At 62.5% G+C, this 25,991-nt stretch carries 23 protein-coding genes; 12 read left to right on the top strand and 11 right to left on the bottom strand.

What is annotated here, in order from left to right; translation table 11 throughout:
- Window positions 1–89: 89 nt before the first annotated feature.
- Window positions 90–1,184: a flavodoxin-dependent (E)-4-hydroxy-3-methylbut-2-enyl-diphosphate synthase gene (ispG, locus tag FVE67_RS05095; RefSeq protein ID WP_168719560.1), complete on the top strand. Its 1,095-nt coding sequence runs from the start codon at window positions 90–92 to the stop codon at window positions 1,182–1,184.
- Here the strand turns inward: ispG and FVE67_RS05090 are convergent.
- On the bottom strand, window positions 1,172–1,681 hold the full coding sequence (locus tag FVE67_RS05090; RefSeq protein WP_168719559.1) for a GGDEF domain-containing protein: 510 nt from the start codon (window positions 1,679–1,681) through the stop codon (window positions 1,172–1,174). The genes ispG and FVE67_RS05090 overlap by 13 nt on opposite strands.
- Before the next feature lie 379 nt (window positions 1,682–2,060).
- Between FVE67_RS05090 and FVE67_RS05085 the strand changes: the two genes are divergently transcribed.
- Window positions 2,061–3,479: a CsgG/HfaB family protein gene (locus FVE67_RS05085; protein WP_168719558.1), complete on the top strand. Its 1,419-nt coding sequence runs from the start codon at window positions 2,061–2,063 to the stop codon at window positions 3,477–3,479.
- A gap of 22 nt (window positions 3,480–3,501) precedes the next feature.
- Window positions 3,502–3,870, top strand: coding sequence for a hypothetical protein (locus FVE67_RS05080; protein WP_210534557.1), 369 nt, complete (start codon window positions 3,502–3,504; stop codon window positions 3,868–3,870).
- Here the strand turns inward: FVE67_RS05080 and FVE67_RS05075 are convergent.
- The 9 genes from FVE67_RS05075 to FVE67_RS05035 are packed head-to-tail and all read right to left on the bottom strand — an operon-like array spanning window position 3,850 to window position 11,164.
- Entirely contained in the window at window positions 3,850–4,719 is an 870-nt protein-coding gene (locus FVE67_RS05075; RefSeq protein WP_168719557.1) for a S66 peptidase family protein, read from the bottom strand. The genes FVE67_RS05080 and FVE67_RS05075 overlap by 21 nt on opposite strands.
- Window positions 4,694–5,494 carry a type III pantothenate kinase gene (locus tag FVE67_RS05070; RefSeq protein WP_246167841.1) on the bottom strand — a complete coding sequence of 267 codons (801 nt, stop codon included), beginning with the start codon at window positions 5,492–5,494 and terminating at the stop codon, window positions 4,694–4,696. The genes FVE67_RS05075 and FVE67_RS05070 overlap by 26 nt, the downstream gene beginning before the upstream one ends.
- Entirely contained in the window at window positions 5,464–6,276 is an 813-nt protein-coding gene (locus FVE67_RS05065; RefSeq protein ID WP_168719556.1) for a 50S ribosomal protein L11 methyltransferase, read from the bottom strand. Before FVE67_RS05065 ends, FVE67_RS05070 begins: the two co-directional genes overlap by 31 nt.
- On the bottom strand, window positions 6,257–7,987 hold the full coding sequence (locus FVE67_RS05060; protein WP_168719555.1) for a M48 family metallopeptidase: 1,731 nt from the start codon (window positions 7,985–7,987) through the stop codon (window positions 6,257–6,259). The genes FVE67_RS05065 and FVE67_RS05060 overlap by 20 nt, the downstream gene beginning before the upstream one ends.
- Entirely contained in the window at window positions 7,988–8,239 is a 252-nt protein-coding gene (locus FVE67_RS05055; protein WP_168719554.1) for an FmdB family zinc ribbon protein, read from the bottom strand. It lies immediately after the preceding gene.
- A 5-nt stretch (window positions 8,240–8,244) separates the two neighbouring features.
- A complete protein-coding gene (locus FVE67_RS05050) occupies window positions 8,245–8,754 on the bottom strand; it encodes a hypothetical protein (protein WP_168719553.1) in 510 nt (169 codons plus the stop codon).
- A complete protein-coding gene (gene pheA / locus FVE67_RS05045) occupies window positions 8,721–9,791 on the bottom strand; it encodes a prephenate dehydratase (RefSeq protein ID WP_168719552.1) in 1,071 nt (356 codons plus the stop codon). Before pheA ends, FVE67_RS05050 begins: the two co-directional genes overlap by 34 nt.
- Before the next feature lie 17 nt (window positions 9,792–9,808).
- Entirely contained in the window at window positions 9,809–10,432 is a 624-nt protein-coding gene (locus FVE67_RS05040; protein ID WP_168719551.1) for a thermonuclease family protein, read from the bottom strand.
- A gap of 12 nt (window positions 10,433–10,444) precedes the next feature.
- Window positions 10,445–11,164 carry a YkgJ family cysteine cluster protein gene (locus FVE67_RS05035; RefSeq protein WP_168719550.1) on the bottom strand — a complete coding sequence of 240 codons (720 nt, stop codon included), beginning with the start codon at window positions 11,162–11,164 and terminating at the stop codon, window positions 10,445–10,447.
- A 61-nt stretch (window positions 11,165–11,225) separates the two neighbouring features.
- Here FVE67_RS05035 and FVE67_RS05030 point away from each other — a divergent pair, with 61 nt between their 5' ends.
- The 6 genes from FVE67_RS05030 to FVE67_RS05005 all read left to right on the top strand — a co-directional run bounded on the left by FVE67_RS05030 (window position 11,226) and on the right by FVE67_RS05005 (window position 17,759).
- Window positions 11,226–11,654 (top strand): hypothetical protein, encoded by a 429-nt coding sequence (locus FVE67_RS05030; RefSeq protein WP_168719549.1) that lies wholly within the window; start codon window positions 11,226–11,228, stop codon window positions 11,652–11,654.
- A gap of 12 nt (window positions 11,655–11,666) precedes the next feature.
- On the top strand, window positions 11,667–13,328 hold the full coding sequence (gene pyrG, locus FVE67_RS05025) for a CTP synthase (RefSeq protein ID WP_168719548.1): 1,662 nt from the start codon (window positions 11,667–11,669) through the stop codon (window positions 13,326–13,328).
- Complete coding sequence (locus FVE67_RS05020; protein ID WP_168719547.1) at window positions 13,318–13,968, top strand: RsmG family class I SAM-dependent methyltransferase; 651 nt, start codon at window positions 13,318–13,320, stop codon at window positions 13,966–13,968. Before pyrG ends, FVE67_RS05020 begins: the two co-directional genes overlap by 11 nt.
- A 77-nt stretch (window positions 13,969–14,045) precedes the next feature.
- The gene (locus FVE67_RS05015) at window positions 14,046–14,531 is read left to right on the top strand and encodes a hypothetical protein (protein ID WP_168719546.1); all 486 of its coding nucleotides are present in this window, start codon (window positions 14,046–14,048) and stop codon (window positions 14,529–14,531) included.
- Window positions 14,494–17,070: a DNA polymerase I gene (gene polA / locus FVE67_RS05010; RefSeq protein ID WP_168719545.1), complete on the top strand. Its 2,577-nt coding sequence runs from the start codon at window positions 14,494–14,496 to the stop codon at window positions 17,068–17,070. The genes FVE67_RS05015 and polA overlap by 38 nt, the downstream gene beginning before the upstream one ends.
- Window positions 17,070–17,759 carry a flagellar brake protein gene (locus FVE67_RS05005; protein ID WP_168719544.1) on the top strand — a complete coding sequence of 230 codons (690 nt, stop codon included), beginning with the start codon at window positions 17,070–17,072 and terminating at the stop codon, window positions 17,757–17,759. The genes polA and FVE67_RS05005 overlap by 1 nt, the downstream gene beginning before the upstream one ends.
- A gap of 1 nt (window position 17,760) precedes the next feature.
- On the opposite strand, the gene FVE67_RS05000 is transcribed toward FVE67_RS05005, so the two are convergent.
- Window positions 17,761–18,735 (bottom strand): KpsF/GutQ family sugar-phosphate isomerase, encoded by a 975-nt coding sequence (locus FVE67_RS05000; protein WP_168719543.1) that lies wholly within the window; start codon window positions 18,733–18,735, stop codon window positions 17,761–17,763.
- A 134-nt stretch (window positions 18,736–18,869) separates the two neighbouring features.
- Between FVE67_RS05000 and FVE67_RS04995 the strand changes: the two genes are divergently transcribed.
- From FVE67_RS04995 to FVE67_RS04985, 3 genes are read left to right on the top strand one after another with little or no spacing between them, the layout of a single operon-like run.
- Window positions 18,870–21,653 (top strand): UvrD-helicase domain-containing protein, encoded by a 2,784-nt coding sequence (locus FVE67_RS04995; protein ID WP_168719542.1) that lies wholly within the window; start codon window positions 18,870–18,872, stop codon window positions 21,651–21,653.
- Complete coding sequence (locus FVE67_RS04990) at window positions 21,650–22,912, top strand: efflux RND transporter periplasmic adaptor subunit (protein WP_168719541.1); 1,263 nt, start codon at window positions 21,650–21,652, stop codon at window positions 22,910–22,912. Before FVE67_RS04995 ends, FVE67_RS04990 begins: the two co-directional genes overlap by 4 nt.
- Window positions 22,893–25,991, top strand: a complete 3,099-nt coding sequence (locus FVE67_RS04985; protein WP_168719540.1) for an efflux RND transporter permease subunit — start codon at window positions 22,893–22,895, stop codon at window positions 25,989–25,991. The genes FVE67_RS04990 and FVE67_RS04985 overlap by 20 nt, the downstream gene beginning before the upstream one ends.

Genomic DNA, 25,991 nt, shown 5'->3' with positions numbered 1-25,991 from the left:
TTTTAGGTATTGTCTATAGCCAAGAGTCTAAGAGGTGGAAGGGAGAGAAAGACTTCGCTTTGGGAAATTTGGGGGCTAAACTATGAGACATGGAGCGCAAGCCGCGGCGTCCCACCCGGGTGGTAGAGGTGGGCTGGGTAAAGATCGGGGGAGGGCATCCGGTGGTGGTCCAGAGTATGACCAGCACCGACACCCGGGATGTATCCTCCACCGTGGCCCAGATCCGGGAGCTGGAGGAAGAGGGCTGCGAGGTCATTCGGGTGGCGGTCCCGGATGAGGCCGCCGCGCAAGCCCTGCGGGAGATCATTCCCCAGATCGGGATTCCCCTTATTGCGGACATTCACTTCGATTGGCGCCTGGCGGTGGCGGCGTTGAAGAGCGGGGCCCACGGTCTGCGCATCAACCCCGGAAATATCAAGGGCCGGGAAAATGTACGCCGGGTGATTGAAGCCGCCCGGAGAGCCGGGGCCTGTGTGCGCATCGGGGTGAACGCCGGGTCCCTGGAAAAGGACCTATTGAAAAAGTATGGATGGCCCCGACCGGAGGCCTTGGTGGAAAGTGCCCTGCGCTGGCTAGATTTCATTGTAGGGGACCTGGGCTACGAGAACGTGAAGGTCTCTCTTAAGTCTTCCGATGTATGGCATACCGTGGCCGCCTACCGGGAATTTTCCCGAAGGTCGGACTTTCCGGTGCATCTGGGGGTGACCGAGGCCGGAGGGCTCCTTCCCGGGACGGTCAAGAGCGCCCTAGCCCTGGGAATTCTCCTTTCCGAGGGTATTGGAGACACCCTTCGGGTCTCCCTCACCGCCCCACCGGTGGAGGAGGTGCGGGTGGCCTGGGAGATCCTAAAGGCCACCGGGGTGCGCCGAAGAGGGGTGGAGATCGTGGCCTGCCCCACCTGCGGGCGCTGCGAGATCGATCTTATAGGTCTTTATCAAGAGGTGGAGCGTCGCCTGCGGGGGCTTAAAGCCCCCATTAAGGTAGCGGTCATGGGTTGCGTGGTAAACGGACCCGGAGAGGCCCGGGAGGCCGATGTGGGGCTGGCCGGAGGCAAGGGGGTGGGGCTAATCTTCCGGCGGGGGCGCATCGTCCGCAAGGTCCGCGAAGAAGAGTTGCTTTCCGCTTTCCTGGAAGAGGTGGAGCGCTTTCTGGCCGAAAGGGAAAAGGAGCCTCAGACCCGGTAAAAGGTGCTCTCCCGGGCGGCGGAGAGGGCCCGCTCGAGGACCATATTGAGGTGATCCGCCCCCAGGATGTTGGTCCCTCCGACCTTGTAGCCTACGGAGAGCCTTTTTCCCTCTAAGACACAGGGGAAGCGTCGCCCGCGGAGGCGGGCAATCAAGGCCCGGGTGTCTTCGACGTTTCGGCCTACGGTGATCACCACGAAGAGGCGCTCGGAGGGCCGGGTCAAAAAGTCTCGAGGGAAAAAAAGGCCTTTCAGGAAATGGGCACAGGCCAGGAGGATCTTTTCCTTTATCCAGGGCTCCTCTTTGGGGATCTCCGGAACGAAGGCCAGAAACTGATAGTCTTTGCTATAGATATGGGGGCGAACGGCTTTGTCAAAGATTTGCTGAAGACCCCGTAGATTCCAGAATTTGGTAAGGGGATCCCTCAAAACTTCCTCGCGAAGAAAGGCAATTTCTTGTTCCAGTTGTTTGATTTTCTTCTGTATCTGAGTGAGCAAAAGGGCCTCTTCTGGTCTAACGGTGATTACAAGGTTTCCCGTAGAGGTCTTTCGGAGATGGGAAATAGCCTTTTCTAGAAAAGCCGAAGCTTCCTGTAACACCTCCAGAAGTTCCGGTTCTTTTAATTCCGCCTTTCCTTGATTTCGGGAAAAGAGTTCCGAATAGAGTGTCGGATAAGGTACTTTACCCTCTTTATGAAGGGAAATAAAAGTTTCCCAAGCTACCGCTAGGGCCTTCCTTTCCTGTTGAAGGAGTTTTTCAAAAAATTTTGCGTCCAACTTTCCAGATTGCCCCGATTTTTCCTAGTTTATATATCCTTGTTTCTTGCTTGACAAGACCTTTTGTGGTATAAATACCCCAAAAGAGAAGGGGGCGTGTATGAAGGTCCTTTGGGAAAGAGGAGTGGGATTTTTCCTTTTGTTCTTCTTGGTGCTTCTAGGGGGCTGTGTGTCTTCCGGGGTCCAGACCACGGTGGAGAGCACCGGCCCCACGGTGCAGGAGGTGGTGACCTATCAGGGGCCCAAGGCCCGGATCGCGGTGGCCAGCTTTAAGTGTAAGGCGGCCAAGTGCAGCGGGGCCATCGGAGACGGCCTGGCGGATATGCTCTCTACGGCCCTTTTCCGCACCGGGCGTTTTATCGTCCTGGAGCGCGGAGAAGGCCTTCGGGCCATTCAGGAAGAACTCAATCTGGGCCAATCCGGCTATGTCCGTCCGGGAGCGGCCCCCCAGGTGGGGCTTATGGAGGGGGCGGATATCCTGGTGATCGGGGCTATTACCGCCTTTGAGCCCGAGGCCTCGGGCTGGGGCGGTGGCGGAGTGGTGGTGCCCTTCAATGTACCCCTCATTGGTGGGGCCAAGATCGCCAAGAAGGAGGCCTACATTGCTGCGGACATTCGGCTGGTGGATGTGCGCACCGGACGGATAATCAACGCCACCACCGTGGAAGGAAGGGCCTCTTCCTGGAAGGTAGGCGGGGGAATGGGGACCATCTTGGGTACCGTGGCCCTGGGGGGAGCCCTGGGGGCCTATAAAAACACCCCCATGGAGAAGGCCATCCGGGTCATGCTCTATAACGCCGTGGATGCCATCGCCAAAATGGTCCCGGAAAGCTACTATCGCTGGGGACAGGGGACCCAGGGCTACAATACCCCTCCGGTGGCCCCCCAGCCGGCGGCTACTTCTCCCCCGACCCCGGCCTCTCCTACGGGCCTGGTGCGCCCCTCGGCGGCCTTTCAGCCCGGCTCCCAGGTCCTTCGAGAGGAAGACTTTGCCTCTTGTACCGAGGTTCCCACCAGCGTGCGGATCCTTCGGGGCAGCGCCGAGTGCGTAAGCTTTCAGGGAAAAAATTGGCTAGCCACCGTCAAGGGACAGGTCCTCTTTCAGCTTCCGGTCTCCGGGCTCAACCTCGGCCGAGACTTTGCCGTGGAGTACACCTTCTATATGCCTACCTATGTGCCCTGGGCCGAGGCCTCCCTCCTCCTGGGAAGGGCCGACTCTCCCTTCAAGCTGGCTTTAGGCAAGGGCGCGGTGGCGAAAGATACCTATTTTAAGTGGATCGACCGGCCCATCCCCCTTGAGGGAGATATTGTGGGGCGGGTCCACCGGGTGGCCTTCCAGAAAAAGGGCAATCTGGTTCGGGTCTATTTTGACGGACGCCGGGTCTTTTCCGGGACCGTGGATCCCCTGGCCATGGGCCGCCTGCGCCCCAACCTCTATTTCCTGGTGGGTTCGGGGCATGCGGATATCGAGACCGGAAAATACGTCCTGATCACCGATCTGCGGGTGAGCGCCTATTAAAAAAATTTCGGGAGGTGCGGGCGTGCTTCGGGAGGAGGATCTTAAGGGACTCTTCCCCCGGGAGCGGGTGGAGGCCTTTTTCGAGGCCTTCTACTTTGGGGAGGAGCCGGCCTACGACTTGGAGCTGGGGCTAGGGTCCTTCGACCCGGAAAAAAAGATCCTCCGTTTGGAATTGCGGCTTAAGGCCCGGCCGGGGCGATGTTTGGCCTGTAATCTTACCTGGGGGCTTCCTGAGGTCTTCAAACGCCATCCGGTGCTGAATCTGGCCGGGGTGGTGCAGGCCCTGGAGGAAAAGCTTAACGGTTTCCGGGTGCGTTCCTGGGGCCTGGGGCCCACAGAGGAGATTGACGAAAATCTCCACCGGATCCCTTTAATCATCTATCTCGAATGACCAGCGGGCCCGGTCTCCGGCCACCTCCAGCCGGGCCCACACCCCTAAGGGAAAGGCCGTAAGAGCCGGCTTGTGCCCTAAATAGGGGAAAAGGCCGCAGGGTTTTTCCCGGGGCAGCACCTCCTTGACCAGAGGGAGGATTTCTCCTTCCGGCAGGCCCAGGTCTCCGAGGAGGATTCCCGCTACTTCGTCCAAGACCCCGGAGAGCCGGAGATGGGTGAGGTAGCGATCCAGGCGGTAAAGGGGCTCCCGGAGGTCTTCCAGAAAGAGGAGGGCCCCGCGGAGGGAGGGAAAGTAAGGGGTCCCCAAGAGGGCCGAAAGGGTGGCCAGATTTCCCCCGAAGACCGGGCCCTGAGTCTTTCCGGGAGAAAGCCCCAGACCTTCAAAGACCAGGGCCTTTTCCCCAAAAAGCAGGGCCCGGGTTTCGGAGAGGGCCTCGGGGCTTAGGCGGGGAAGGAAGCACACCGTGGGGGCGTGCCAGACGGGAAGCCCCCTTTGGGCCAGGAGGTTGAGAAGGGCCGAAAGGTCGCTGAATCCTAAAAGCGGGGGAAATTTCTCCGGGAGGCGGGGAGCCAGGAGGGGGAGGAGGCGGGCGGAGCCGTAGCCTCCCCGGGCGGCCCAGAGGACCTCGGCCTCTTCGGCGGCCCGCAGGAGGGCCTCGGCCCGGCTCCGGTCCTCCCCGGCCAGATACCCCTTTTTTTCAAAGACTCCCGGGTCCACCTCTACCCGAAGGCCCCAGTCTTTGAGAATTTTAAGCCCCGGGGCCAAGGCCTCCTTTTCTACGGCCCCGGCCGGGGCCACCACTCGCACCCGGGCCCCGGGTCTAAGCCTCCCCAAGACTTTCCCCATAGAGCCAAAAGAGCCCCTCTAGGATGAGCTCCGGGACCACTTCCCGGATGGAAGGTGCATGGGGGGCCACAAGGGAGGCCAGGCCCCCGGTGGCCACCACTAAAGGGTCCTCTCCCATTTCGGCCGCCAGCCGGGCCACCAGCCCCTCGGTGAGTCCGGCAAAGCCGTAAATAAGCCCGCTACGCATGGCCGAGACGGTGTCCCGCCCCAGGGCCTCCGAAGGAGGGGTAAGTTCGATGCGGGGAAGTTTGGCCGTCTTCTGAAAAAGGAGTTCGGCTGCGGCCTCAAGCCCCGGGGCGATGGCCCCTCCCAGGTATTCCCCCCTTCCGGAGACACAATCGAAGGTGGTGGCCGTTCCGAAGTCCACCACGATAGCCGCCCTCTTCCAGCGGCGCCAGGCCGCATAGGCGTTCACTAGCCGATCCGCACCCACCTCCTCCGGCCGGCGTAGCTTTACCGCAAGGGGCACCCTCTCCGGGGAGACCGCCACCCATTCCTTGACCAGCCAGCGCCGGACCACGGTCTCCCAGAGGCCGTCAAGGGGAGGGACCACCGAGGCGAAGGCCACCCCCTTCAAGGCCCTCACCGGAATCTCCAGGAGATCGAAGAAGCCCCGCAGGAGGAGCAGGAGTTCTTCGGCCGAAAGGTCCGTCCGGGTGCGGAAGCGGAAGCTACGCACCGGAAGCCCGTCCCGCCGGAAGACCCCGCAGGCCGTGGTGGTGTTGCCTACATCCACGCAGAGGATCAAGTCTTCGGATTTTGGAGTCCCAGACACACCCAGCCCTCCTTCTCCGAACGATAGTCTAACGCCAGACCGGCGGCCTTGGCCACCTCCTGGATCTCGGCCTCCATAGAGGAGGTGAACCCGGAAAGGAGATAGTAGCTCGCGGTGCGAAAGGAAGGAAGCCCCAGGAGGTCAAGAAGGAGACCCTTGTAGAGGTTGGCCAGGACCAGGTCCGCGGAAAAGGGAAGCAGGCTTCGGAGATCGGCCTCCCGGACCTCGGCCGAAAGCCCGTTTAGGGAGAGATTTTTCCGGGCAAGAGCCACACAGAGGGGATTGCGGTCCACGGCCAAGACCTGAGCCCCCAGGCGGGCGGCCACCAAAGTAAGAAGCCCGCTTCCGCAGCCCAGATCCACCACCCGCCGGCCGGAAAGTCCCCGGCTTTGGGCGAAATCCCAGAGGGCCGAAAGCATCAATTGGGTGGTCGGATGGGCTCCGCTTCCGAAGACTACCCCGGGATCGTAGTAAAGGTCGGCCGGGCCTTCCTCCCAGACCGGGGCCAGCACTAGGGGGCCCACGCGGAAGGGCCGAAGCCTTCGGCCCTCGCCCCAGTCCGCGTAAGGGACGGTGGCCGAAAGCTCGAAGGTCAGGCCGTAGTCCCGGCAGATCCTTTCGGCCAGCCCCGGCTTTTCCCGGTGGAAAAAGAGTACCGTAAGGTCCTCTTCCTCCCAGCAGCCGATAAAGTCCGGATCCGGGAAATCCCGCAGGGCGGGATGCGTGCCGGAGAAGGCGTAAAGATGGAGAAGGTGGTAGCGCTTATGGGGTGGCCGCAGCATGGCAGAATTTCTCTTTTCGGCGCCGGTAGTAGTCGGGGTGGCGCACCGGGAGCTTCTGGGAAAGTTTAAGGGCCTCTTCGGCGGCCTGACAGGCCTTCTCGGCCAGACCATTTTGAAAATAGGCCTCGGCTAGGGTGTCCAGGATCTCCGGGGTGCTCCGGAGGGAGGCGGCCTTTTGGGCCAGACGCAAGGCCCGCTGGGGATCCCTCAGGGAGGGCTCTTGGGCGGTAAGGAGGGTCCAGGCCAGGTTGTTGAGGATCCAGGGATCCTCCGGGGCGGCTTCCAGGGCCTTTTCATAAAGGGTTAAGGCCTCGGCGGCTTGGCCCTGAGAGAGAAGATAGTCGGCAAAGGCTCGCAGAAGCTCCGGGTCGGCCCCGGCTCGACGAAGGAGGCCCTCCTTGAGGTTTGAAAGGGCCCTTTCCTGGAGGCCGGCGTGGCGGGCCACCTCCGGGGCCAGGCTCAGGAGGATCAGGGCCCCCAGGAAGAGAAAGAGATAGCGGCGCAGGCGGAGGTGGTGCCTTCGGGCCAGCTCCGGCTGTCGTTCCACCTCCTCCAGAAATTGGAGCCTTTCGGCCAGGCTGTAGTGGTGCCAGCTCGGGGCCTGGCGCAGTCTGGAAAGGGCGGCCACCTTCTCCAGGGCCTGCCGCAGGCCCCGGGCCGAGCCCAGGGACTCGAAGGCGTGTAGATCCGCCTGACGCTCGAACTGGCGCAGAAAGTAGCCCAGAAAATAGCGGAAATAGAGGACCACCAGAAGGAGGAGAAAGCCTACAAGCAGGATCTCTGGCCAGGGGGTAAGGGAAAGGTTGCGGGAGAGAAAGATCTCCGGACGGGGAAAGAAGGCCAGAAAGGCCAGCCAGAGGGGCTCAAGCCCCCGATAGGCCAGGACGAAAAATCCGAAAAGAAAAACGAGGAGCCAGAGGAGGTGTCGGCGTTTGAGGTGCCCTACCTCGTGGGCCACCACGGCCAGCAATTCTTCCTCGGTAAGGAAGGCCATAAGCGCTGGAGAGATCAGGAGGTAGCGCCAGGGATAAAGAAGGCCCACCACCCCGGCGGTAAGGAGACGCCCCTCAAAGGGGAGCCAGAGATAGATCTCTCCTACCCGCACTCCTTCCCGGGCCAGGAAGGTCTCGATGCGCTGGCGAACCTCTCCGGGAGGCAGTCTCCGGGTGGGCCAGAGCCTTACGGCCAGGGCTGGGAAGAAGAGGGCCACCAGGACCAGGATCCCGGACCAGAGGAGGGCCTCCGGGGCCTGGGGGAAGGCCTTTTCCAGAAGGTCCCAGAGGGCCAGAGCGGCCAGCCAGGGAATAAGGGCCGGAAGGAAAAAGCGCAGCTGAGAAAGGAGATAGCGGACCGGGGGAAGGCCGGCCAGATGGGCCCGTTTTTCGAGAGGGGCCGCCACCAGCCAGCTCAAGGCCAAATATTGTCCGTAGAAGAGGAGGGCCCAGAGGTCTCCGTGGAGGACCCGGGGCAGGCGCAGGAGGGCCACATCCGCCAGGAAAAATACCAGGGCCAGCTTGGGGATCAGGCGCTGGCGCTGGAAGAAGGAAAGGGCCTCGCGGGCCCCGGAAAGGAGGCCCCAGACCAGGACCACCCACAGGAGGTCTTTCAGGACAAAGACCAGGGGGAGGGGCCAGGAGGGGGCCGGCCCGTCCGGCCAGGCCCCCCAGAGGATCAGGGCCAGAAAGAGATAGATGACCTCGTCATAAAACACTTAAGAGGACTCTTTTCCGGAGTCTTGGGTGCCGGAACTTCCGGAATCTTCCTTCTGGGTCTCCTTGCGTTCCTTGCGAGCGTAATCGGTAACGTACCAGCCCGTGCCCTTGAGGATAAAGGAGCTCTGGCTGATGAGCTTGTGGAGTTTTCCTCCACAAGACTCGCAGGTGGCAAGGGGCTCGTCGGTAATCTTCTGCCAGACTTCAAGCCTCTTTCCGCAGCCTTCACATTCGTATTCGTAGATGGGCATGGGCCTCACCTCCTGGCATAGATTTGGTCAAAACGCTCCAGGGTCTCGGCCAGACCCGGGAAATGTCCCAGAGGGCGCAGGATCTCCCGGGTCTTGGTGTGGACCCTGGCCTCTTCCTCGCCTCGCCTTTCGGCCCCCAGGTAATAGGAGGCCTCGTAACGGGCAAAACGCACCATGTGTACTAATTCGTGGGTAAAAATATAAAGCATAAGGGCCGGGAGAAAAGCCCGGCTGCAGGGAAGGGGTCTTCCATACGGGAAGTAGATGCAGTAGGATTCCGGCCCCCGGGGTCGGCGTCCCCGCACCAGGACCGCCAGGGCCTCTTCAGGAAAAGGCCAGCCTTCTTTCAGGAACCGGGCTTCGTATTGGATCTGCCGCAAAAGGCGGGGAGAAAGCCTGTAGTGTTCGAAGACTAACTCTTCGGCCAAGGCCGAGGTCTCGGCCAGGATGTGGGGGCAGGGGAGCAGACGCCCCCGGCGGCCTAGAGGTCTCCCCGCGGATAGGACCCAAGCCATTCCAGATGCAGACAATGCCGCCGCACCTCCTCCAGGCATTCGGAAAGGCCGGGATCCTCCACATGCCCTTCACAGTCCAGAAAAAAGAGATAGCGCCAGGGTTCACTTTTGGCCGGACGGCTTTCGATCTTGGTGAGGTTGATGCGGCGTTCGGCAAAGGCCCGCAGGACGGCATAGAGGGCTCCGGGGCGGTCCGAGACGCTGAAAAAAAGCGAGGTCTTGTCCCTGCCGCTGGGCGAAGGGGTCTCCTTACCGATGACCCAGAAGCGGGTCACGTTGCCCCGGTAGTCTTCGATGTGTTTGGCCACCACCTGGAGGTGATAGGTGCGGGCCGCCAGCGGGCTGGCCACCGCCGCCACCGAAGGGTCCACCGCCGCCCAGCGGGCGGCCAGCGCCGTGGAGGCCACCTCCTCCACGGCCACCGAGGGCAGATTCTTGCGCAGCCACCGCCGACACTGGGCCAGGGCGTGAGGATGGGAAAGGACCTTGCGGATATCCTCCTTGCGGCCGGTCTGATTGAGGAGGTGGTGGCTGATGGGCACATAGACCTCCCCGCAGACCTTGACCCGGTACTGAGAGACGGCATCCAGGGTGATGGAGACCGTGCCCTCGATGGAGTTTTCCACCGGGACCACTCCAAAACGGGCCCGTTCGCTTTCCACCTCCTCGAAGACGTCGAGAACCGACTCTAGGGGGACATATTCCGTACTGTGTCCGAAAAACTCTAGGGCAGCCATGTGGCTGAAGGTGGCCTCAGGCCCCAGATAGGCCACCCGGGTAGGCTCCTGGGCCTGGCGGCAGGCGTTGATGATCTCCAGCACCACCGCCCGCAGGGAGTCCTCGGGAAAGGCCCCGCGGTTGAGGTCCAGGAGCTTGCGCACCACCTCCCTTTCCCGGGAGAGATCGAGGGGCCCCTGTCCTTCCCGGCGCTTGATCTCGCCGATGGCCTTAGCCAACTCGAAACGCCGGTGAAGGAGCTCGAGCAGCCGGCGATCCAGCTGGTCTATTTCCTGGCGAAGTTTTTCCAGCTCCTTCATGGCCGAATTTACTTTATTCACGGAAATCCGGGACGACAACCCCGGGCCGGGCAATATCCGGCGTAGAGGGCCTCATAGAGGGAGTGAAAGAGAATCTTTCGGCGGATATGTTGGGCATGGGGACAGTGGGGACGATGGAAACGCCGCGAGGCCCGGTTGCCCACGTAATAGGGGTCGGTGTCCCGCAGGACCCCGAAGATTCCCCGCCCCTTAGCCAGGGCCTCCCTCTGGACGGCCAGCAGGTGTTCCCGATAGCGGGCCGCCCCGGGCCAGAAGCAGGCAAAGGCCAGGCCCCGGGAGACCAGGACTTCGGAGACCAGGCGCCCGTCGGGCAGAAAGAGGTAGCCCAGAAGACGCCCGTAGCGATCCCGCCGGCGGGCTGCGGGCTCAAAACGCAGCCGACGCCCTTCTACCAGCTGGCGATTGAGGAGCCAGGCCTCGCGGGCCAAGGGCTCCGGCGGACCCTCTTTCCGGTGGAGTTCCGGGGCGTCAATGCCGGCGTAGCGCAATCGCTTTCCATCGGAAAGGACCACAGTGTCCCCGTCCAAGGCCCGCACTACGGTGACCTCAAGGGCCCGGGCCCAGCCGACCCAGAGGAGAAGGATCCCTAAGAGGAAAAGTCGAAGACGAAGGTCTTTCAAGGGGCCTCCCGGTTAGTCGAAGGTCAGGACTTCCTTGAGGACGAAACGGATTCCGGCCTCAAGCAAGGCCTCCTCCGGAAGTTCCTCCACCGCTCCGGGAAGATCCACCGCCAGATGCCCCCGGCGGATCTCCTCCCGAAAGTTCGGCAGATCGTAAAGGGCCAGAAAGATCAAGTCCAGCTGGTCTCCGGTAAGGGGGGTTTCGGCGTGGGCCTGGCGCCGGGCCACCACCTCTCCGAAAAGGTCGTTGAAGCGGAGATAGGGTCCCAGCCCCTGTTCCTCAATATAGTCCCGCACGGTGATGGGGCGCCTTTCGTAATGCCCCTTGCAGTGGGTCTCCCGGATGATGCGATAGACCTCCCGGGGCCGGCCGCTTTCGCGATCCTCCCGGAGGAAGCGGGCCAGAGGATAGGTGCGGCAGGCCGAAGGGCGATGGGCATAGACCCGGCAGCCCTCCGGAGTGAGGAAGGGGCAGGCAAAGTCGTGGCTTTGCATGTAAACCGAGACCACCGGAAGCTGGGTGACCTCCCCGATATAGGCCTCGCCGTAGCGCTCGAGGAATTCCTCGGGAGAGAGTCCCAGGGCCTGGCGCAGCCGCAGGAAATCGTAAGGAGAAAGCACCAGATGCACGTCGTAACAACACTTATTGAAACAGGGCACCCCGGGATGACAGGCAAAGACGAATTCGTCCTCCAGGGTAAGCTCCCGGGGATCGAAGACCGGCTCTTCCACTTTTTGTCCCCCACAGATTTTTGGGCTAAAATACCTCAGAAAGCTTCCCAGGCAAAGACCCATGCGTAAGAATCCGCTATGGAATCTGGTCTTTTTGGTCATCTTGATCTTGGCCCTTCTTTTGGCCCGTTACTACCGGACGGAACACCGGCGGAGCCTCCTTTCCCGGTATCCCCTTTTTTCCCCGGCCGGCAAAGCGGTGGGGGAGTTGAGCTTCTGGACGGAGGATTCGCGGGACCGGATCCTCAAGATCGAGCTTTCCCGAAGGCCTCCGGAGCCCCTCTTGGTGGTGCTATATTATGCCGAGGGAGTGGGCCGGAGCCTGGGGCGGATGGAAGGGGTGGTCTTTGTGCACTCCCTGGGGCCGGCCTTTTTGCCGGAGAAGGTGGTGGCCCTTAAGCTTCGGGGAGTGCGCTCGGAGCGGATTTATGCCGAGTTTCGTCGAAAATCCAGGGAAGGCCTCCCGGAAAAGACACCGGAGAAACCTTAGGGAGAAAATTGGATGGGCAGGAAAAAGCGTGGATTCCACACCAAGTTCATCTTTGTGACCGGAGGGGTCCTTTCTTCGCTGGGCAAGGGCCTGGCCTCGGCCGCCATCGGGGCCCTCCTGGAGGCCCGGGGCCTGCGCGTGACCTTCCAAAAGCTCGACCCCTATATCAATGTGGACCCCGGGACCATGAATCCTTTCCAGCACGGGGAGGTCTACGTCACCGATGACGGGGCGGAGACCGATCTCGACCTGGGCCATTACGAACGCTTCACCTCCGCCCGCATGGGCCATAAGAACAATTACACCTCGGGGAAGATCTATTTTTCGGTGATCACCAAAGAGCGCCGCGGAGACTACCTGGGGGGTACGGTTCAGATCATTCCTCATGTGACCGACGAGATCAAGGCCGCCATCGTGCAGCTAGCCGGAAGCGAGGTGGATGTGGCCATCATTGAGATCGGAGGCACGGTGGGGGATATCGAAAGTCTGCCCTTTCTGGAGGCCATTCGACAGCTCCGCTACGATCTGGGCCGGGAGAATACCCTTTATATCCATCTTACCTATGTGCCCTACATCAAGACCGCTGGGGAACTCAAGACCAAACCCACCCAGCACAGCGTAAAGGAATTGCGGGCCATCGGAATCCAGCCCGACATCCTGCTTTGCCGCACGGAGCGCTTTTTACCTCCGGAGGTCAAAAAGAAGATCGCCCTTTTCTGTAATGTGGAAGAAGACGCGGTCATTACCGCTAAGGACGTGGACTGCATCTACGAGATTCCCCTGGTCTTTCACCAGGAGGGGCTGGACGAAAAGATCGTAGAACTTCTCAACATCTGGACCCGGGAGCCGGACCTTTCCTCCTGGGAAGAGCTAGTCCAGCGTTACCGAAACCCCCGGGAAGAGGTCACCATTGCCGTGGTGGGCAAATATGTGGACCTCAAGGATTCCTATAAGAGTTTACACGAGGCCCTGGTGCACGGGGGCCTGGCCAACGAGGCCCGGGTAAACATTCGCTATCTTTCGGCCGACGAGATTACCCCCGAAAACGTGGCGGAGCTCCTTTCCGGGGTGGACGGGGTCCTGGTCCCGGGAGGATTCGGCTACCGGGGGGCGGAAGGCAAGATGGAGGCCATCCGCTACGCCCGGGAGAAGGGGCTCCCCTTTTTCGGGATCTGTCTGGGGATGCAGCTTGCGGTCATCGAGTTTGCCCGCAATGTGGCCGGGCTCTCCGGAGCCAATTCCACGGAGTTCGACCCCGATACTCCGCATCCGGTGATCTATCTTATGCGGGAATGGTTCAATTACCGTACGCAGCGGGTGGAAGTCCGCGACGAAAAGTGCGACAAGGGCGGGACCATGCGCCTCGGGGCCTATCCCTGTCGTCTGGTCCCGGGGACTATTGCGCACCGGGCTTACGGCTGCGAGGAGGTCTTTGAGCGGCACCGGCACCGCTATGAATTCAACAACCAGTACCGGGAGATCCTCACCGAAAAAGGCCTGCGCATTGCCGGTCTGTCTCCGGACGGAGAACTGGTAGAAATCATCGAGATTGAGGGACATCCCTGGTTTGTGGGCTGTCAGTTTCATCCGGAGTTCCGTTCCCGGCCCATGGAGCCGCATCCCCTCTTTGCCTCCTTTATCCGGGCGGCCTTAGATCACCGGCATGGAAGGTAGCTGGTCTCCGGAAAGGGCCTTTTTTCTCCTGGGGGAGATGGGGCAGGAATATGGACTGCCCTTCGAGGCCCGGCCCTTGGTCTATCCCCTTTTTCGCTATCTTTCGGCCCTGGCCGCCCGGGCCGAAGAGTTAAACCTTACGGCCTTTAAGAGCCCCGAAGAAAGGCTCCTTTACGCCGTCTCTGAGGCCTTAGTACTGGCCGCCTTCCTTCCGGAGGGAGGCTATCCCCTGGCCGATCTGGGCCCCGGGGGCGGAATCCCCGGGCTGGTCCTCAAGCTTGCCCGGCCGGAGCTGGAGATCGTCCTCTATGAGGCCCATCCGGGTCGGGTAGCCTTTCTGGAGGAGATGATCGCCGAACTGGGTCTTTCCGGGATCCGGGCCGTAAATTGCCACCTAGGCCGCACCTTCCCGGAGGAGCGCTTTCCGGTGGTGGTGGCTCGGGGCTACGGTTCGGTGGAGAAATTTGTGCGCCACGCCCGGGCCCTTCTTGCCCCCCCGGGTCAGGCCTTCTATCTCTGGCGCCAGGAGGTGGAACCCTACGGCCGACCGGAGGGCCTGGAGATCCTGGGAGAGATTCCCTTTGCGCTTCCGCAGGGTCGGGGCCTGAGAAAGCTCCTTCTTTTTGGCCTTTCCCCCTGAATAGCTCCGCAGACCTTGAAAGAAAGGCCTCCTTGTGGTCTTTTTGAAGGAGACCTTGTGTGGGGAGGTATCCAAAAATGGGTGGTCGAAGTCGGAAATCGGTTTTACGCCAGAAACTGGCCAAATATTACCGGGAGCGGGAAAACCCCCTGGCCCTCATGGCCCTTCAGGAAAATATTATCCGCCAGCATCAGGAGCGGTACGAACTCCTGCAGCAGAACCTGGCCTATCTCCAGGGGGAGGAGCCGCCCAGCGGAGAGGAGGGGCCGGTCTCCCGGCTCACCATCCGCAAGTTCACCGGGGAGCCGGACAAGAAGTTTCAGAACCGGGCCTTTTACGAGGTGCTCTACCCCATTACCATGGAATATCGCTACATGCCCATCCACGCCATCTTCGTCTGGTACCTCCAGGCCCTGGAGATGGTTTATGGGGAAAAGCTCAACAAGACCCATCTCAACCGGCTCCAGAAGTGGATCCTCCGCTGGCTGACCACCATGACCCCGGAAGAGGAAATGAATCTCAAAAGTGAGATCGTCACCTGGATCCTCAATCGTTTTACCTAAGGCCGGAGAGGGCCCGGTCGTCTATCTCATAGACGGGACCTCCTTTGTCTACCGGGCCCACTACGCTATCCGCGAGCCCCTTTCCACCTCTTGGGGGCTTCCCACCAAGGCGGTTTTTGTCTTCACCCGGATGCTCTTGCGCCTCCTCAAGGAGGTGCGGCCGGAGTATCTGGTCTTGTGTCTGGACGAAAAGGAGCCCACCTTCCGGCACGAGGCCTACGAAGACTATAAGGCCCACCGCCCGCCCATGCCGGAGGAGCTGGTGGTCCAACTTCCCTATATCCGGGAGGTAGCCGAGGCCCTGGGGGTCCCCATCCTGAGTCTTGCGGGCTATGAGGCCGACGACCTTATCGCCACCCTGGCGGTCCGCCTTCCGAACCCGGTGGTCATTGTGGCCGGAGATCGCGACCTCCTCTGCCTGGTGAGTGAACGGGTCCATCTATGGGACCCTTTGCGGGAAAAGACCTATACCCCGGAGGAGGTGGAGCGGCGTTACGGAGTCCCCCCGGAAAGATTCCCCGACTTCCGGGCCCTTACCGGAGACCCCTCGGACAATCTTCCCGGGGTAAAGGGTATCGGGGAGAAGACCGCCGCGGCCCTCATCCGGGCCTTCGGGTCTCTAGAGGAGATCTACCGGCGTCTGGACGAGGTGACTCCGCCCCGGGTGCGGAAGCTCCTTTCTGAGGGCCGGGAGGCGGCTTTTCTCTCCCGCAGGCTGCTTGAGCTTTCCACCTCTGCTCCGGTGCCTCTTGAGCTAGAACATTATCGTTTGCGGGAGCCCGACTGGACCCGGCTGCGGGCCCTCTTTCGCAAGCTGGAGTTCCGGAGACTTCTGGCGGAGCTTCCCGCGGAAAGACTCAGCTTGGGGGAAGTGGTCACCGTAGAGGATCTACCCCGAGAGGTCCTTTCTTCGGAAAGGCTGGGGCTCTGGGCCCGTCCCGGGGAGGGTCTTTTCGCCAAAGAGCTTCTGTCTCTCTCCGTGGCTACCGAGGGCCGGGCCTGGGTGGTCCAAAGGGCCTCGCCGGAGACCCTCCGGCGACTTCTCGGCTTTTCGGGGCTGGAAAGGGTGGTCCACGATCTCAAGGCCCTCTATCATTTGGCCGGCGAGGCCCCGGAGGCCGAAGGACTTCTGGATGTGAAGCTGGCGGCCTGGCTGCTGGATCCCACCCGCCGGGACTACAGTCTGGAAGGCCTGGCCGAAGAACACCTGGGGGCCAGGCTGGCCTCTCTTGACGGAAAGGGGATGGGGGAACGGGCCCTGGCCCTGGCCGAACTGGGGCCCCTTTTGCGCGAGGCGGTGGAGGCCGCGGGTCTTGGCCCGCTCCTTTTCGAGGTGGAGCTCCCCCTTTCGGCCGTCCTTTTCCGGATGGAAAGGGTGGGGGTACGGGTGGACCGGGCCTATCTTTCGCGGCTGGCCGAAGACCTCCGCCAGGAGCTCGCCGAGCTGGAGGCCGAGATCTATCGCCTGGCCGGAGAACCCTTTAACCTGCGTTCCGGCCGACAGCTCTCCCGCATCCTCTTTCAAAAGCTGGGCCTTCCCCGGGGAAAGCGTACCCCTAAAGGTACAGACTTTTCCACGGATGTGGAGGTCCTTTCGGCCCTGGCCGAAAGACATCCCCTCCCGGAGCGGCTCCTGCGCTATCGGGCCCGGCACAAGCTCCTTTCCACCTATGTGGAACCCCTTTTGCGCCTGGCCGATGCTGCCGGCCGGGTCCACACTACCTTCAACCAGACCGGAACGGCCACCGGAAGGCTCTCCTCCGAGGAGCCCAACCTTCAGAATATTCCCATCAAGGGGGAGGAAGGGGAGCTCATCCGGCGGGCCTTTGTGGCCGAGGAGGGTTGGGTCCTCCTTTCCGCAGACTATTCGCAGATTGAACTCCGACTTCTGGCCCATTTTTCCGGAGACGAGAATCTTCGCCGGGCCTTTGCCGAAGGGCGGGACATCCATGCGGCCACCGCGGCGGAGATCTTCGGGGTCTCGCCCAAGGAGGTCACTCCGGAGATGCGCCGCCTGGCCAAGGTGATCAATTTCGGTCTGGCTTACGGCATGAGTGCCTACGGACTTTCCAAAGAACTGGGAATAGACTATAAACAAGCCCAGGCCTTCATGGAAAGGTATTTCGAGCGCTATCCCGGAGTAAGGCGCTGGCGGGAGGAGGTGGTGGAGGAGGCCCGGAAGAGGGGTTACGTAACTACCCTTCTCAAGCGCCGGAGGCCCATTCCCGGACTTGCGGCCCCGGAAAGACCGGTGCGTGAGTTTGCGGAACGCACGGCCATCAACACCCCTATTCAGGGCTCCGGAGCGGACCTCATCAAGCTGGCCATGTTGAAGGTGGACCGGCGCCTGCGGGCCGAAGGCCTCAAGGCCCGGCTCATCCTTCAGGTCCACGACGAACTCCTCCTCGAGGTCCCGGAGGAAGAACTTAAACAGACCCAGGAGATCGTCCGAGAAGAGATGGAGGGGGTCTACCCCCTTTCCGTGCCCCTCAAGGTCAACCTGGCCTGGGGGCGAAACTGGGCGGAGGCCAAAGCCTGATGTGGCAGCCTTGGGAAGGAGGATATGAGGTCAACCGGGACCCGGCCCACATCCAGATCCTCCTTCGAGAGATTCAGGAGGCCGGATACTGGGTGGTCTTTGTGAGCGGCGGTTTTCGCTCCGGACCCACCCTGCTTCTCCATATGGATGAGGAGCGCCTGGTCTTCGACTATCCCCGGCCCTGGGTCTCGGGACTCGCCACCGCACGGGTCATCTATCGGGACGCCAGCAACATCGAATATTTCTTTCGGGTGCGGATCCTCGGGGAGGACCGAAACGAGAAGTATATCTTCACCACCCGCCCCACGGAGATCTTTCGGCTGGAAAGGCGCATGTACTACCGGGTGCCCACCCCTCCGGGATCCCGGGCCGTCTTTAAATGGAAAGAAAAAGAAATAAGCGGAGACATCGTGAATATTAGTGCCGGGGGCCTGGCCCTTATTCGTCCCAGCCTGAAGGTCCCTGAAAGGGAGATTCTCACCGAGGGTCGCCTGGAGCTCATGCTTTCGGCCACCCGACCCTTCGGAGTCATCGAAATTCCCCGGGCGGAGGTGGTGCGCCACCAGGAGACTCCGGAAGGCCTTCTCCTGGGCATCAAATTCCACATTCCGGAGAGGAAACGGCAGGAACTTATGCGCTACCTTATTCGGCGGGAGATCGAGCTCCGCAAGGCCAAGACCCAGGAGTAGCTCAGACCGTAAACTTGAATTGCCCTTTGCCCAAGATGTCGTGGAGGTGGAGGATGCCCACCAGGCGCTCGTCGGCATCTACCACCGGAAGCACGGTAATGAGGTGCCTTTCCATGAGATCCAGGGCCTCGGAGGCCAAGCGGTGGGCCTCGATGCGCTTGGGCTCCGGGGTCATGATTTCCTCCACCCGAAGGCCCGTTAGCCCTCCGTGACGCACCAGGGCCCGTCTCAGGTCCCCGTCGGTAATGATGCCCCGCAGGCGGTCCCGCTCATCGAGCACCAGGATACAGCCCAGACGCTTGCGGTCCATCTCCGGAAGGGCCTCGGTCATGAGGGTCCCCAGGCGGGTAAGGGGGATCCTCTCCCCGGTGAGCATAATTTCCGCCACCCGCACCTTGAGCCTTTCCCCCAGAGAGCCCGCGGGATGGTTGCGTCGAAAGTCCTCCGGAGAGAAACCCCGCGCCTCGGCCAGGGCCACCGCCAGGGCGTCGCCCAGGGCCAGGGTGGCCGTAGTACTGGCCGTGGGGGCCAGGTCGTAAGGGCAGGCCTCCCGGGGAACCCCGATATCTACCACCGCGTCGGCCAGGGCCGCCAGTGGAGAATCCGGCCGCCCGGTGAAGGCGATTACCGGTACCCCCCGGCGCTTGAGAATCTGGGCGATGAGGTTTACCTCCTCCGTACGACCGGAATTGGAGATGGCCAAAAGTACGTCCTCTCCGGTAACCATCCCCAGATCCCCGTGCAGGGCCTCGGCCGGGTGCAGGAAGAAGGAGGGCGTGCCCGTGGAAGAGAGGGTGGCCGCGATTTTCCGGCCCACCAGTCCGCTCTTTCCCAGCCCGGTGACCACTACCCGCCCCCGGGAGGCCAGGACCAGCTCCACTGCCCGGGAAAACCCCTCCCCCAGCTTGGCCTCTACGGCCAAAAGCCCCTCCCTTTCAATCCTTAAGACCCTGCGGGCGATCTCCAGGACCTCCATGGCCCTCCCATTATAACCCCTTTTGCCCTTCCGGGCTCGAAAAAGTCCTTTCCGGGACTCTCCCGGTTTCGAAAATTTTGGAAATTCCAAGGTCTTATTGTAGAGCGAGGGGGACAAAGTATAAAATGTCTTTAATGTGGCTAGATGAGGATCAAAAGAGGGCGGTGGAGACCCCGGGGTCGGCCTTAGTGGTGGCCGGGCCCGGGGCGGGAAAGACCCGGGTCCTTCTGGCCCGAGCCCTCCACCTCCTGGAAGCGAGCTTGCCTCCGGAAAGGATCCTCCTTCTTACCTTTACCGTGCGCACCCGGGCCGAGCTTACCGAAAGGCTTTCCGGGCTTTCGGCTCCGGTTCGGGCCGAGACCTTTCACGCCCTGGCCTATGATCTCCTTTCCGAGGCCCTGGGGCACCCTCCCCGCCTTCTTTCCGAGGAGGAGTCCCTGGAGATTGCCGGGCGTCTGGCCCGGAGCCACGGCCTTCGGCTCTCTCCCCGCAAGGTCCTCGAGGGCCTGAGGGCCGGCCGCCCGGAATTCGAACCCCTGAGGGAGGAATATCTGGGCTATCTTTCCCGGAACGACCTCTACGACTACCTCCGGATTCTTCTGGAGGTCCCTAAGAGGCTTTCCGGCCGTAGCTTTCAGGGCTACGCCCTTCTCATCGACGAGTACCAGGACCTTTCCCCGGAGCTCCTTCGATTTCTTACCACCTTTTCCCGGGCGGAGTTTTTCCTGGTGGGGGATCCGGCCCAGGCCATCTATGGTTTCCGCGGGGCCCGTCCGGAGACCGTGCACGCCTTCCTGCGGGAATTTCTCCCCGACCTCCGGGTCCACTACCTCCGGAGGAGCTACCGGGTCCCGGAGGAGATCCTCCGGCTGGCCGAGGGCCTGCGGGAGGATCCTTTCGGGGAGGGAATAAGACTTTCTGCCGAGAGATCCGGAGGAAAGGTGCGGCTTCTTTCCTTTCCCTCCGAGAGGGCGGAGGCTATCGGGGTGGCCAAGGAGGTGGCCCAACTTCTGGGCGGGGCCTTCATGGAAAGTTCCCGGGGGAGGGGGCTTCCTCCGGGGGAGGTCCTGGTGCTCGCCCGCCTGCGGGCCCTCCTTGAGCCCCTGAAGGAAACCCTCGCCCGTGAAGGCCTTCCGGTGGCCGAACCCGAAAAGGAGGCCGAGGAGGCCCGCAAGCGGCTTTCGGAGACGGCCCAAAGACTTCTTTCCCGCACCCAAAGGCCCGAAGAGGCCCTTTTCGAAGTGGAAAGGCTCCTTCCCGGGGCCCGGGCCTGGCTTTCCGGTCTTTCGGCCGAGGAGCTTTCCGCCCGGCTCCTTCTCCTCTCCACCCGCGATCTCCTTTCGCCCTCCCGGCAAGGGGTCAATCTGCTCACCATTCACGGGGCTAAGGGGCTGGAGGCCGAAGCCGTGGTGCTCGCCGGGGCCGAAGAAGGGATCTTGCCCCTCACCGTGCTTCCCGAAAGCGACCCCGAGGAGGAAAGACGCCTCCTTTATGTGGCGCTTACCCGGGCCAAAGGCTCCTTTCTGGCCACCTTTTCTCGTCGCCGGTTCCTTTACGGGAGGCGACTTTCCGGAAGACCCACCCCCTGGCTCTCTGGACTTTCCCGGGAGGAAAAAGCCCCTCCTCGCCGCCGTCCGCGCCAGGTGGGTCTCTTCGCCCTCCTCTTTCTTTTCCTTTTGGCGGTGAGTGCCGCCCGGGCCGAACCCCTGGCCGACCTTCTTTCCCGTTACAGCCGCCTCATGGTCGCCTCCCATCCGGGACTTGCGGCCCTGGCCAGCCGGGTACGGGCCCAGAAAAAGCGGGTAGCCCCTGCGGGGGCCCTCCCGGATCCCCGGGTGGTCCTTTCCGTACGCAACGCCGGAGATCCCATCCCGGCTAACACCCTGGGGGAGGAACCCATGAGCACCGCCGGGGTGCGGGTGGAACAGCCTCTCCCTTGGCCGGGGAAACGTCACCTCCGGGCCCGGATGGCCGAGCTCGAGGCCCGGCGTCTTGCGGCACGCTATCGCCGGGCCCTCTGGCAGAACTGGCGGGGCCTGGCCGAGGGGCTTCTGGATTTGGCCTATCTCGAGGAAGAGGCCCGCACCCTTCAGGAGATGAAAGTCCTTCTTCGGGAGATCGAAGAGAGCGTGAGACTTCGCTACGAGACCGGCCACGGGGCGCAGGCCGAGATCTTCCGGGCAGCCAATCAGAGGAGTTTCCTTGAGGAACGCCTACGGCTTAACGCCGAAAAACAGGCCCTCAAGGTGGCCGCCCTGGAAAAGCGCTTTCTCTTCCGGAAGATCCCGGAGCCGCTCGTGGAGCTTCCGAGGGAGCTCCCGGGGCTGCCGCCGGAAAAGACCCTCCTTTCCGCCCTGGAGAGAACGCCGGAGGTGGAAGATTTTCGCCTTCAACTCCGGGAAAAGGAGCTTGGGGCCCGGCTTGCGGAGCTGGAAAAACGTCCGGACTTCCGGGTCTTTTTCGGGTGGCATTCCCGGGGAACCCTTCCGGAGATCTATGAATTTGGACTGGGCTTCGGGGTGCCCCTTTTCTTGGGCCGCAAACAGGGACCCCTGGCGGAGGCGGCCCGAGAGGAGGTTCTGGCCGCCGGCCAGAGCCTGGAGGACGTGCGGGGGGAGCTGGCCTTTCGCCTGCGAGATCTCCTGCTTGCGGCCCGAACCGAAAGGGATCTTTGGGCCCTTTACGCCCGGGAGATCCTGCCCCGGGCGGAACTGGAACTGGCCTCGGCCCGGGATCATTATGCCTCCGGAAGAGGGACTCTGGAGAGCGTGCTTTCGGCCTTCCGGCGGGTGCTAGAGGCCCGTCTGAGCCTCTTCCGGCACCGGACCTCCTATCTCAAGGCCCTGGCGGGACTGGAGTCCTTGCTGGCCCGTCCCCTCTTTCCGGATCTTCCCGGGCCCGAAGGAGGTATCCCATGAGATGGCCGGCCTTGGTCCTTGCGGCGATCCTCGCCCTGGGAGGCCCTGGAGTCTTAAGGGCCGAAAAAAAGACCCTTTACATCTGTCCCATGCACCCCAGCTACCGCAGCGATCGTCCGGGAAAGTGTCCCATTTGCGGGATGGATCTGGTGCCCCTCCAAAAAGAGGCTCCTCCGGTCTCCAAGGCCCCCTCCCAGGAAAGGCCCGTCCGCCAAAAAGGGCTCCCTCTAGCGCCGGTGGAGATCTCTCCGGAGCGAGTCCAGCTTATCGGGGTGCGCACCGCTCGGGTGACGCATGAAAGGGTGGTCCTTACTTACCGGGCCCCGGCTCGAGTAACCTACGACGAGGAAAGGCTCCGCAGGGTGCACCTGCGGGTGGCGGGCTGGGTGGAGGAGGTGCGGGGGCTTTACACCGGGGCCCGAGTGCACCGGGGGGAAGTACTCTTTACCCTTTATGCTCCGGAAGTGCTGGCTACGGAGGAGGAGTGGCTGCGGGCGGCCCAATGGGTGAAAAGGCTGGAGAAGGAAAAGGCCTCTCCAGAAGTCCTGGAGGAGGCCCGCCAGGCCCTTCGGTCCGCCGAAAGGCGGCTCCTTCTCTGGGGGTTTGACTCCCGGGATCTGGCCCGGGTCAGGGCGCGGGGGCGTCCTCTGCGGGCCCTTCCGGTAAGGGCCCCGGCCGGGGGCTATGTGGTAGAAAACCGGGTCTTTCCCGGAAAGCGCCTCCGCTCCGGGGAGACGGCCTATGTACTTGCGGATCTTTCGGAGGTGTGGGTGGAAGCCGACCTCTACCAAGACCTTTTGCGGGAAATCCGTCCGGGACTCCCGGTGGAGGTGCGCTTTCCCGGGCTTCGAAAGGCCTTTTCCGCCCGGGTGAAGGAGATCCTGCCTTGGGTAGAGGAACGCCTGCGGGTGGGACGGGTGCGCCTGGCCTTGAGAAATCCCGAAGGCCTTCTTCGCCCGGGCCTCTGGGCCGAGGCGACCTTCCGCATCCCGCTGGGGATGCGCATGCTGCTTCCCGAAGAGGCCCTGATCTACGGGGGAGAGCACTATTATGTCTTCGTGCGTGCCGGCCTGGGACACTTTGAGCCCCGGGAGGTGAAGGTGGGCCCCCGGGTGGGAGAAAAGCGGGTGGTGCTTTCCGGGGTTCGGCACGGGGAAGAGGTGGTGGTCTCGGCCAACTTCCTCATCGACGCCGAAAGCCGCCTCAAGGCGGCCCTGGAGAGCTTTTCCGGAGGGGGCGGTGGTCACCACCATCATTGAGGCCTGCGGCCGCCGACCGGCCCTGGTCCTGGCCACCACGGTCTTCCTTCTTTTCGGGGCCTGGTGGGCCCTCCACCGGGTACCTCTGGACGCCATTCCGGATCTCTCCGATGTCCAGGTCATCGTAGTGGCCGAATGGCCCGGCCAGAGCCCGGACCTCATGGAGGACCAGATCACCTATCCGGTGATCTCCTCGCTCCTGGCGGTGCCCCGGGTGAAGACCGTGCGGGGTTATTCCTATTTCGGCCAGGCCTTCATCTATGTGCTCTTCAAGGACGGCACCGACCTCTACTGGGCCCGCAGTCGGGTACTGGAATATCTGGCCCAGATCCGGGACCGGCTGCCCTCCGGGGCTCGGCTTACCCTGGGCCCGGACGCCACCGGTGTGGGCTGGGTCTTCGAATACGCCCTGGTGGACGAAAGCGGAAAGAACGACCTGGCCCGCCTGCGCACCTTTCAGGATTTTTATCTCAAGCCCTGGCTGGAGGCCCTGCCCGGAGTGGCCGAGGTGGCCAGCGTGGGGGGCTTTGTCAAGGAATATCAGGTCCTGCTTGATCCGGTCAAACTCTATGTTCACGGACTCTCGGTGCCGGAGGTGCTCCAGGCCCTGCGGCGGTCCAATCTCGAAGTGGGCGGGCGGACGCTGGAGATCTCCGGCAAAGAGGTCTTTGTCCGTGGGAGAGGATACGTGAAGGGGGTGGAGGACCTGCGGCGGGTGGTCCTGCGGGAGGATCCTCAGACCGGCACCCCTCTCACCCTGGGCCAGGTGGCGGAGATCCAGCTGGGGCCGGCCCTGCGTCGGGGGGCCGCGGAACTCAACGGCCGGGGCGAGGTGGTGGGCGGGATTGTGGTCATGCGCTACGGGGAGAACGCCCTGAATGTCATCCGAAAGGTCAAGGAGCGCCTGCGAGAGATCGAACCCCAACTCCCTCCCGGGGTCAAACTGGTAATCACCTACGATCGCTCGGACCTCATTCTCCGGGCCATCCACACCCTGAAAAAGACCCTGGTGGAGGAGATGGTGGTGGTCTCTCTGGTGGTCTTCCTCTTCCTCCTCCACCCGCCCTCGGCCCTGGTGGTGGTGATCGTGCTGCCCATGGCCGTAGCCCTCTCCTTTATTCCCATGTATTTCCTGCGCATCACCGCCAACATCATGTCCCTGGGGGGCATCGCCATCGCTATCGGGGCCATGGTGGACGCGGTGATTGTCCTGGTGGAAAATGCCCACAAGCACCTGGAACGGGAGACCGGGGCCCGGCGAGAGATCGTCCTTAAGGCCGCCCGGGAGGTGGGACCACCCATCTTCTTCTCTCTCCTGGTGATCACCGTCTCTTTCCTTCCGGTCTTTGCCCTGGAGGCCCAGGAGGGCCGGCTTTTTAAGCCTTTGGCCTATACCAAGACCTTTTCCATGGCCCTGGCGGCCCTCCTTTCTATCACCCTGGCCCCGGCCCTCATGGTCTGGTTCGTGCGCCGGGCCTTTCCCGAGGGCCGCAACCCCCTCTCCCGCCTCCTCATCGCCCTTTACCGGCCGGTCCTGCGCCTGGCCCTGCGCTTCAAGTGGGCCGTGGTGGGGGCCTCCCTCCTGGCTCTGGCCACCACCGTCCCCCTGTGGCGGAGCCTGGGCTCGGAGTTCATGCCCCCCTTGAACGAGGGCTCCATCCTTTACATGCCCACCACCCTTCCGGGGATCTCCATTACCGAGGCCGTGCGCGTTCTCCAGCTCCAGGACCGGCTGATCCGGGAGATCCCAGAGGTGGAAACCGTTTTCGGCAAAGTGGGCCGGGCGGAGACCGCCACGGATCCCGCCCCCCTTTCCATGGTGGAGACCACCATCCTCCTCAAACCCCGCAATCAGTGGCGTCCCGGGCTCACCTGGGAAAAACTCATCGCGGAATTGGACCGCACCGTGCATCTTCCCGGCTGGACCAACGCCTGGACCATGCCCATCAAGGCCCGTATCGATATGCTTACCACCGGTCTGCGCACTCCGGTGGGGATCAAGATCTACGGAGAGGATCTTTCTACCATTCAGCGGATCGGGGAGGAATTGGAGGCCCTTTTGCGCAGGGTCCCTGGCACTCGCAGCGTTTACGCCGAGCGGACCTCCGGGGGCTACTACCTGGACCTGATTCCGGACCGCAGGGCCTGCGCCCGCTACGGACTCCAGATAGGGGAGGTGCTGGAGACCTTCCGGGCCGCAGTGGGTGGGGTGGTGGTGGATCACACCGTGGAAGGGCGGGAGCGCTATGGGATCTTAGTGCGCTATGCCCGGGAGTTCCGGGAGGATCCGGAGGACCTGGGTCAGGTACTGGTGAAGACCCCCTCCGGGGCCCTGATCCCCCTTTCGGCGGTGGCCCGCATCGAGCGCCGGGAAGGACCTCCGATGATCAAAGACGAAAACGGCTTCCGGGTGGGCTATGTGTATGTGGATGTGGCCGGAAGGGATGTGGGAAGCTATGTGGCCGAGGCCCGACGCCTGGTGCGAGAAAGGCTTCGCCTGCCCCCGGGATATTTCCTGGAGTGGAGTGGGCAGTACCTTTACCTGCAGCGGGTCAAGCACCGGCTCCTTCTCATGGTGCCTCTGACCCTTTTTCTCATCTTCTTTTTGCTTTACCTCCATTTTGGGGATCTTTTCCGGGTCCTCTTGGTGATGCTCTCCGTGCCTTTTGCTCTGGTGGGCTCGGTCTGGCTCCTCTGGCTTCTCAAATACCATCTTTCGGTGGCCGTGGGGGTGGGGATGATCGCCCTGGCCGGAGTAGCTGCGGAGACCGGGGTGGTCATGCTGGTCTATCTGGACGGGGCCCTTTCTCGAAGGGGAAAGAGGCTTTCCCGGGAGAGCCTGCGGGAGGCGGTGCTGGAAGGGGCGGTCATGCGCCTGCGTCCCAAGGTCATGACCGTGGCTACCACCATGGTAGGGCTTCTCCCCCTTCTTTGGTCCTCAGGCACCGGGGCCGACGTGATGCGCCGCATCGCCGCCCCCATGATTGGAGGGCTGGTCACCTCCACCCTGGTCACCCTCGTCCTCCTTCCCGTGCTTTACGAATGGTGGCACCTGCGCCGGTTGAAAAACTCCGCATAA

This window comes from Thermosulfurimonas marina (assembly GCF_012317585.1).
Taxonomy (GTDB): domain Bacteria; phylum Desulfobacterota; class Thermodesulfobacteria; order Thermodesulfobacteriales; family Thermodesulfobacteriaceae; genus Thermosulfurimonas_A; species Thermosulfurimonas_A marina.
This window is presented reverse-complemented; position numbering and strand designations above follow the sequence as displayed.

What these genes read in the sequence shown, in the direction of transcription:
- ispG (WP_168719560.1), top strand. Translation starts at nt 90, where the DNA reads ATGGAGCGCAAGCCGCGGCGTCCCACCCGGGTGGTAGAGGTGGGCTGG.
- FVE67_RS05085 (WP_168719558.1), top strand. Translation starts at nt 2,061, where the DNA reads ATGAAGGTCCTTTGGGAAAGAGGAGTGGGATTTTTCCTTTTGTTCTTC.
- FVE67_RS05075 (WP_168719557.1), bottom strand. Translation starts at nt 4,719, where the DNA reads ATGGGGAAAGTCTTGGGGAGGCTTAGACCCGGGGCCCGGGTGCGAGTG.
- FVE67_RS05065 (WP_168719556.1), bottom strand. Translation starts at nt 6,276, where the DNA reads ATGCTGCGGCCACCCCATAAGCGCTACCACCTTCTCCATCTTTACGCC.
- FVE67_RS05055 (WP_168719554.1), bottom strand. Translation starts at nt 8,239, where the DNA reads ATGCCCATCTACGAATACGAATGTGAAGGCTGCGGAAAGAGGCTTGAA.
- FVE67_RS05050 (WP_168719553.1), bottom strand. Translation starts at nt 8,754, where the DNA reads ATGGCTTGGGTCCTATCCGCGGGGAGACCTCTAGGCCGCCGGGGGCGT.
- pheA (WP_168719552.1), bottom strand. Translation starts at nt 9,791, where the DNA reads ATGAAGGAGCTGGAAAAACTTCGCCAGGAAATAGACCAGCTGGATCGC.
- FVE67_RS05030 (WP_168719549.1), top strand. Translation starts at nt 11,226, where the DNA reads ATGCGTAAGAATCCGCTATGGAATCTGGTCTTTTTGGTCATCTTGATC.
- pyrG (WP_168719548.1), top strand. Translation starts at nt 11,667, where the DNA reads ATGGGCAGGAAAAAGCGTGGATTCCACACCAAGTTCATCTTTGTGACC.
- FVE67_RS05020 (WP_168719547.1), top strand. Translation starts at nt 13,318, where the DNA reads ATGGAAGGTAGCTGGTCTCCGGAAAGGGCCTTTTTTCTCCTGGGGGAG.
- FVE67_RS05015 (WP_168719546.1), top strand. Translation starts at nt 14,046, where the DNA reads ATGGGTGGTCGAAGTCGGAAATCGGTTTTACGCCAGAAACTGGCCAAA.
- FVE67_RS05005 (WP_168719544.1), top strand. Translation starts at nt 17,070, where the DNA reads ATGTGGCAGCCTTGGGAAGGAGGATATGAGGTCAACCGGGACCCGGCC.
- FVE67_RS05000 (WP_168719543.1), bottom strand. Translation starts at nt 18,735, where the DNA reads ATGGAGGTCCTGGAGATCGCCCGCAGGGTCTTAAGGATTGAAAGGGAG.
- FVE67_RS04995 (WP_168719542.1), top strand. Translation starts at nt 18,870, where the DNA reads ATGTGGCTAGATGAGGATCAAAAGAGGGCGGTGGAGACCCCGGGGTCG.
- FVE67_RS04990 (WP_168719541.1), top strand. Translation starts at nt 21,650, where the DNA reads ATGAGATGGCCGGCCTTGGTCCTTGCGGCGATCCTCGCCCTGGGAGGC.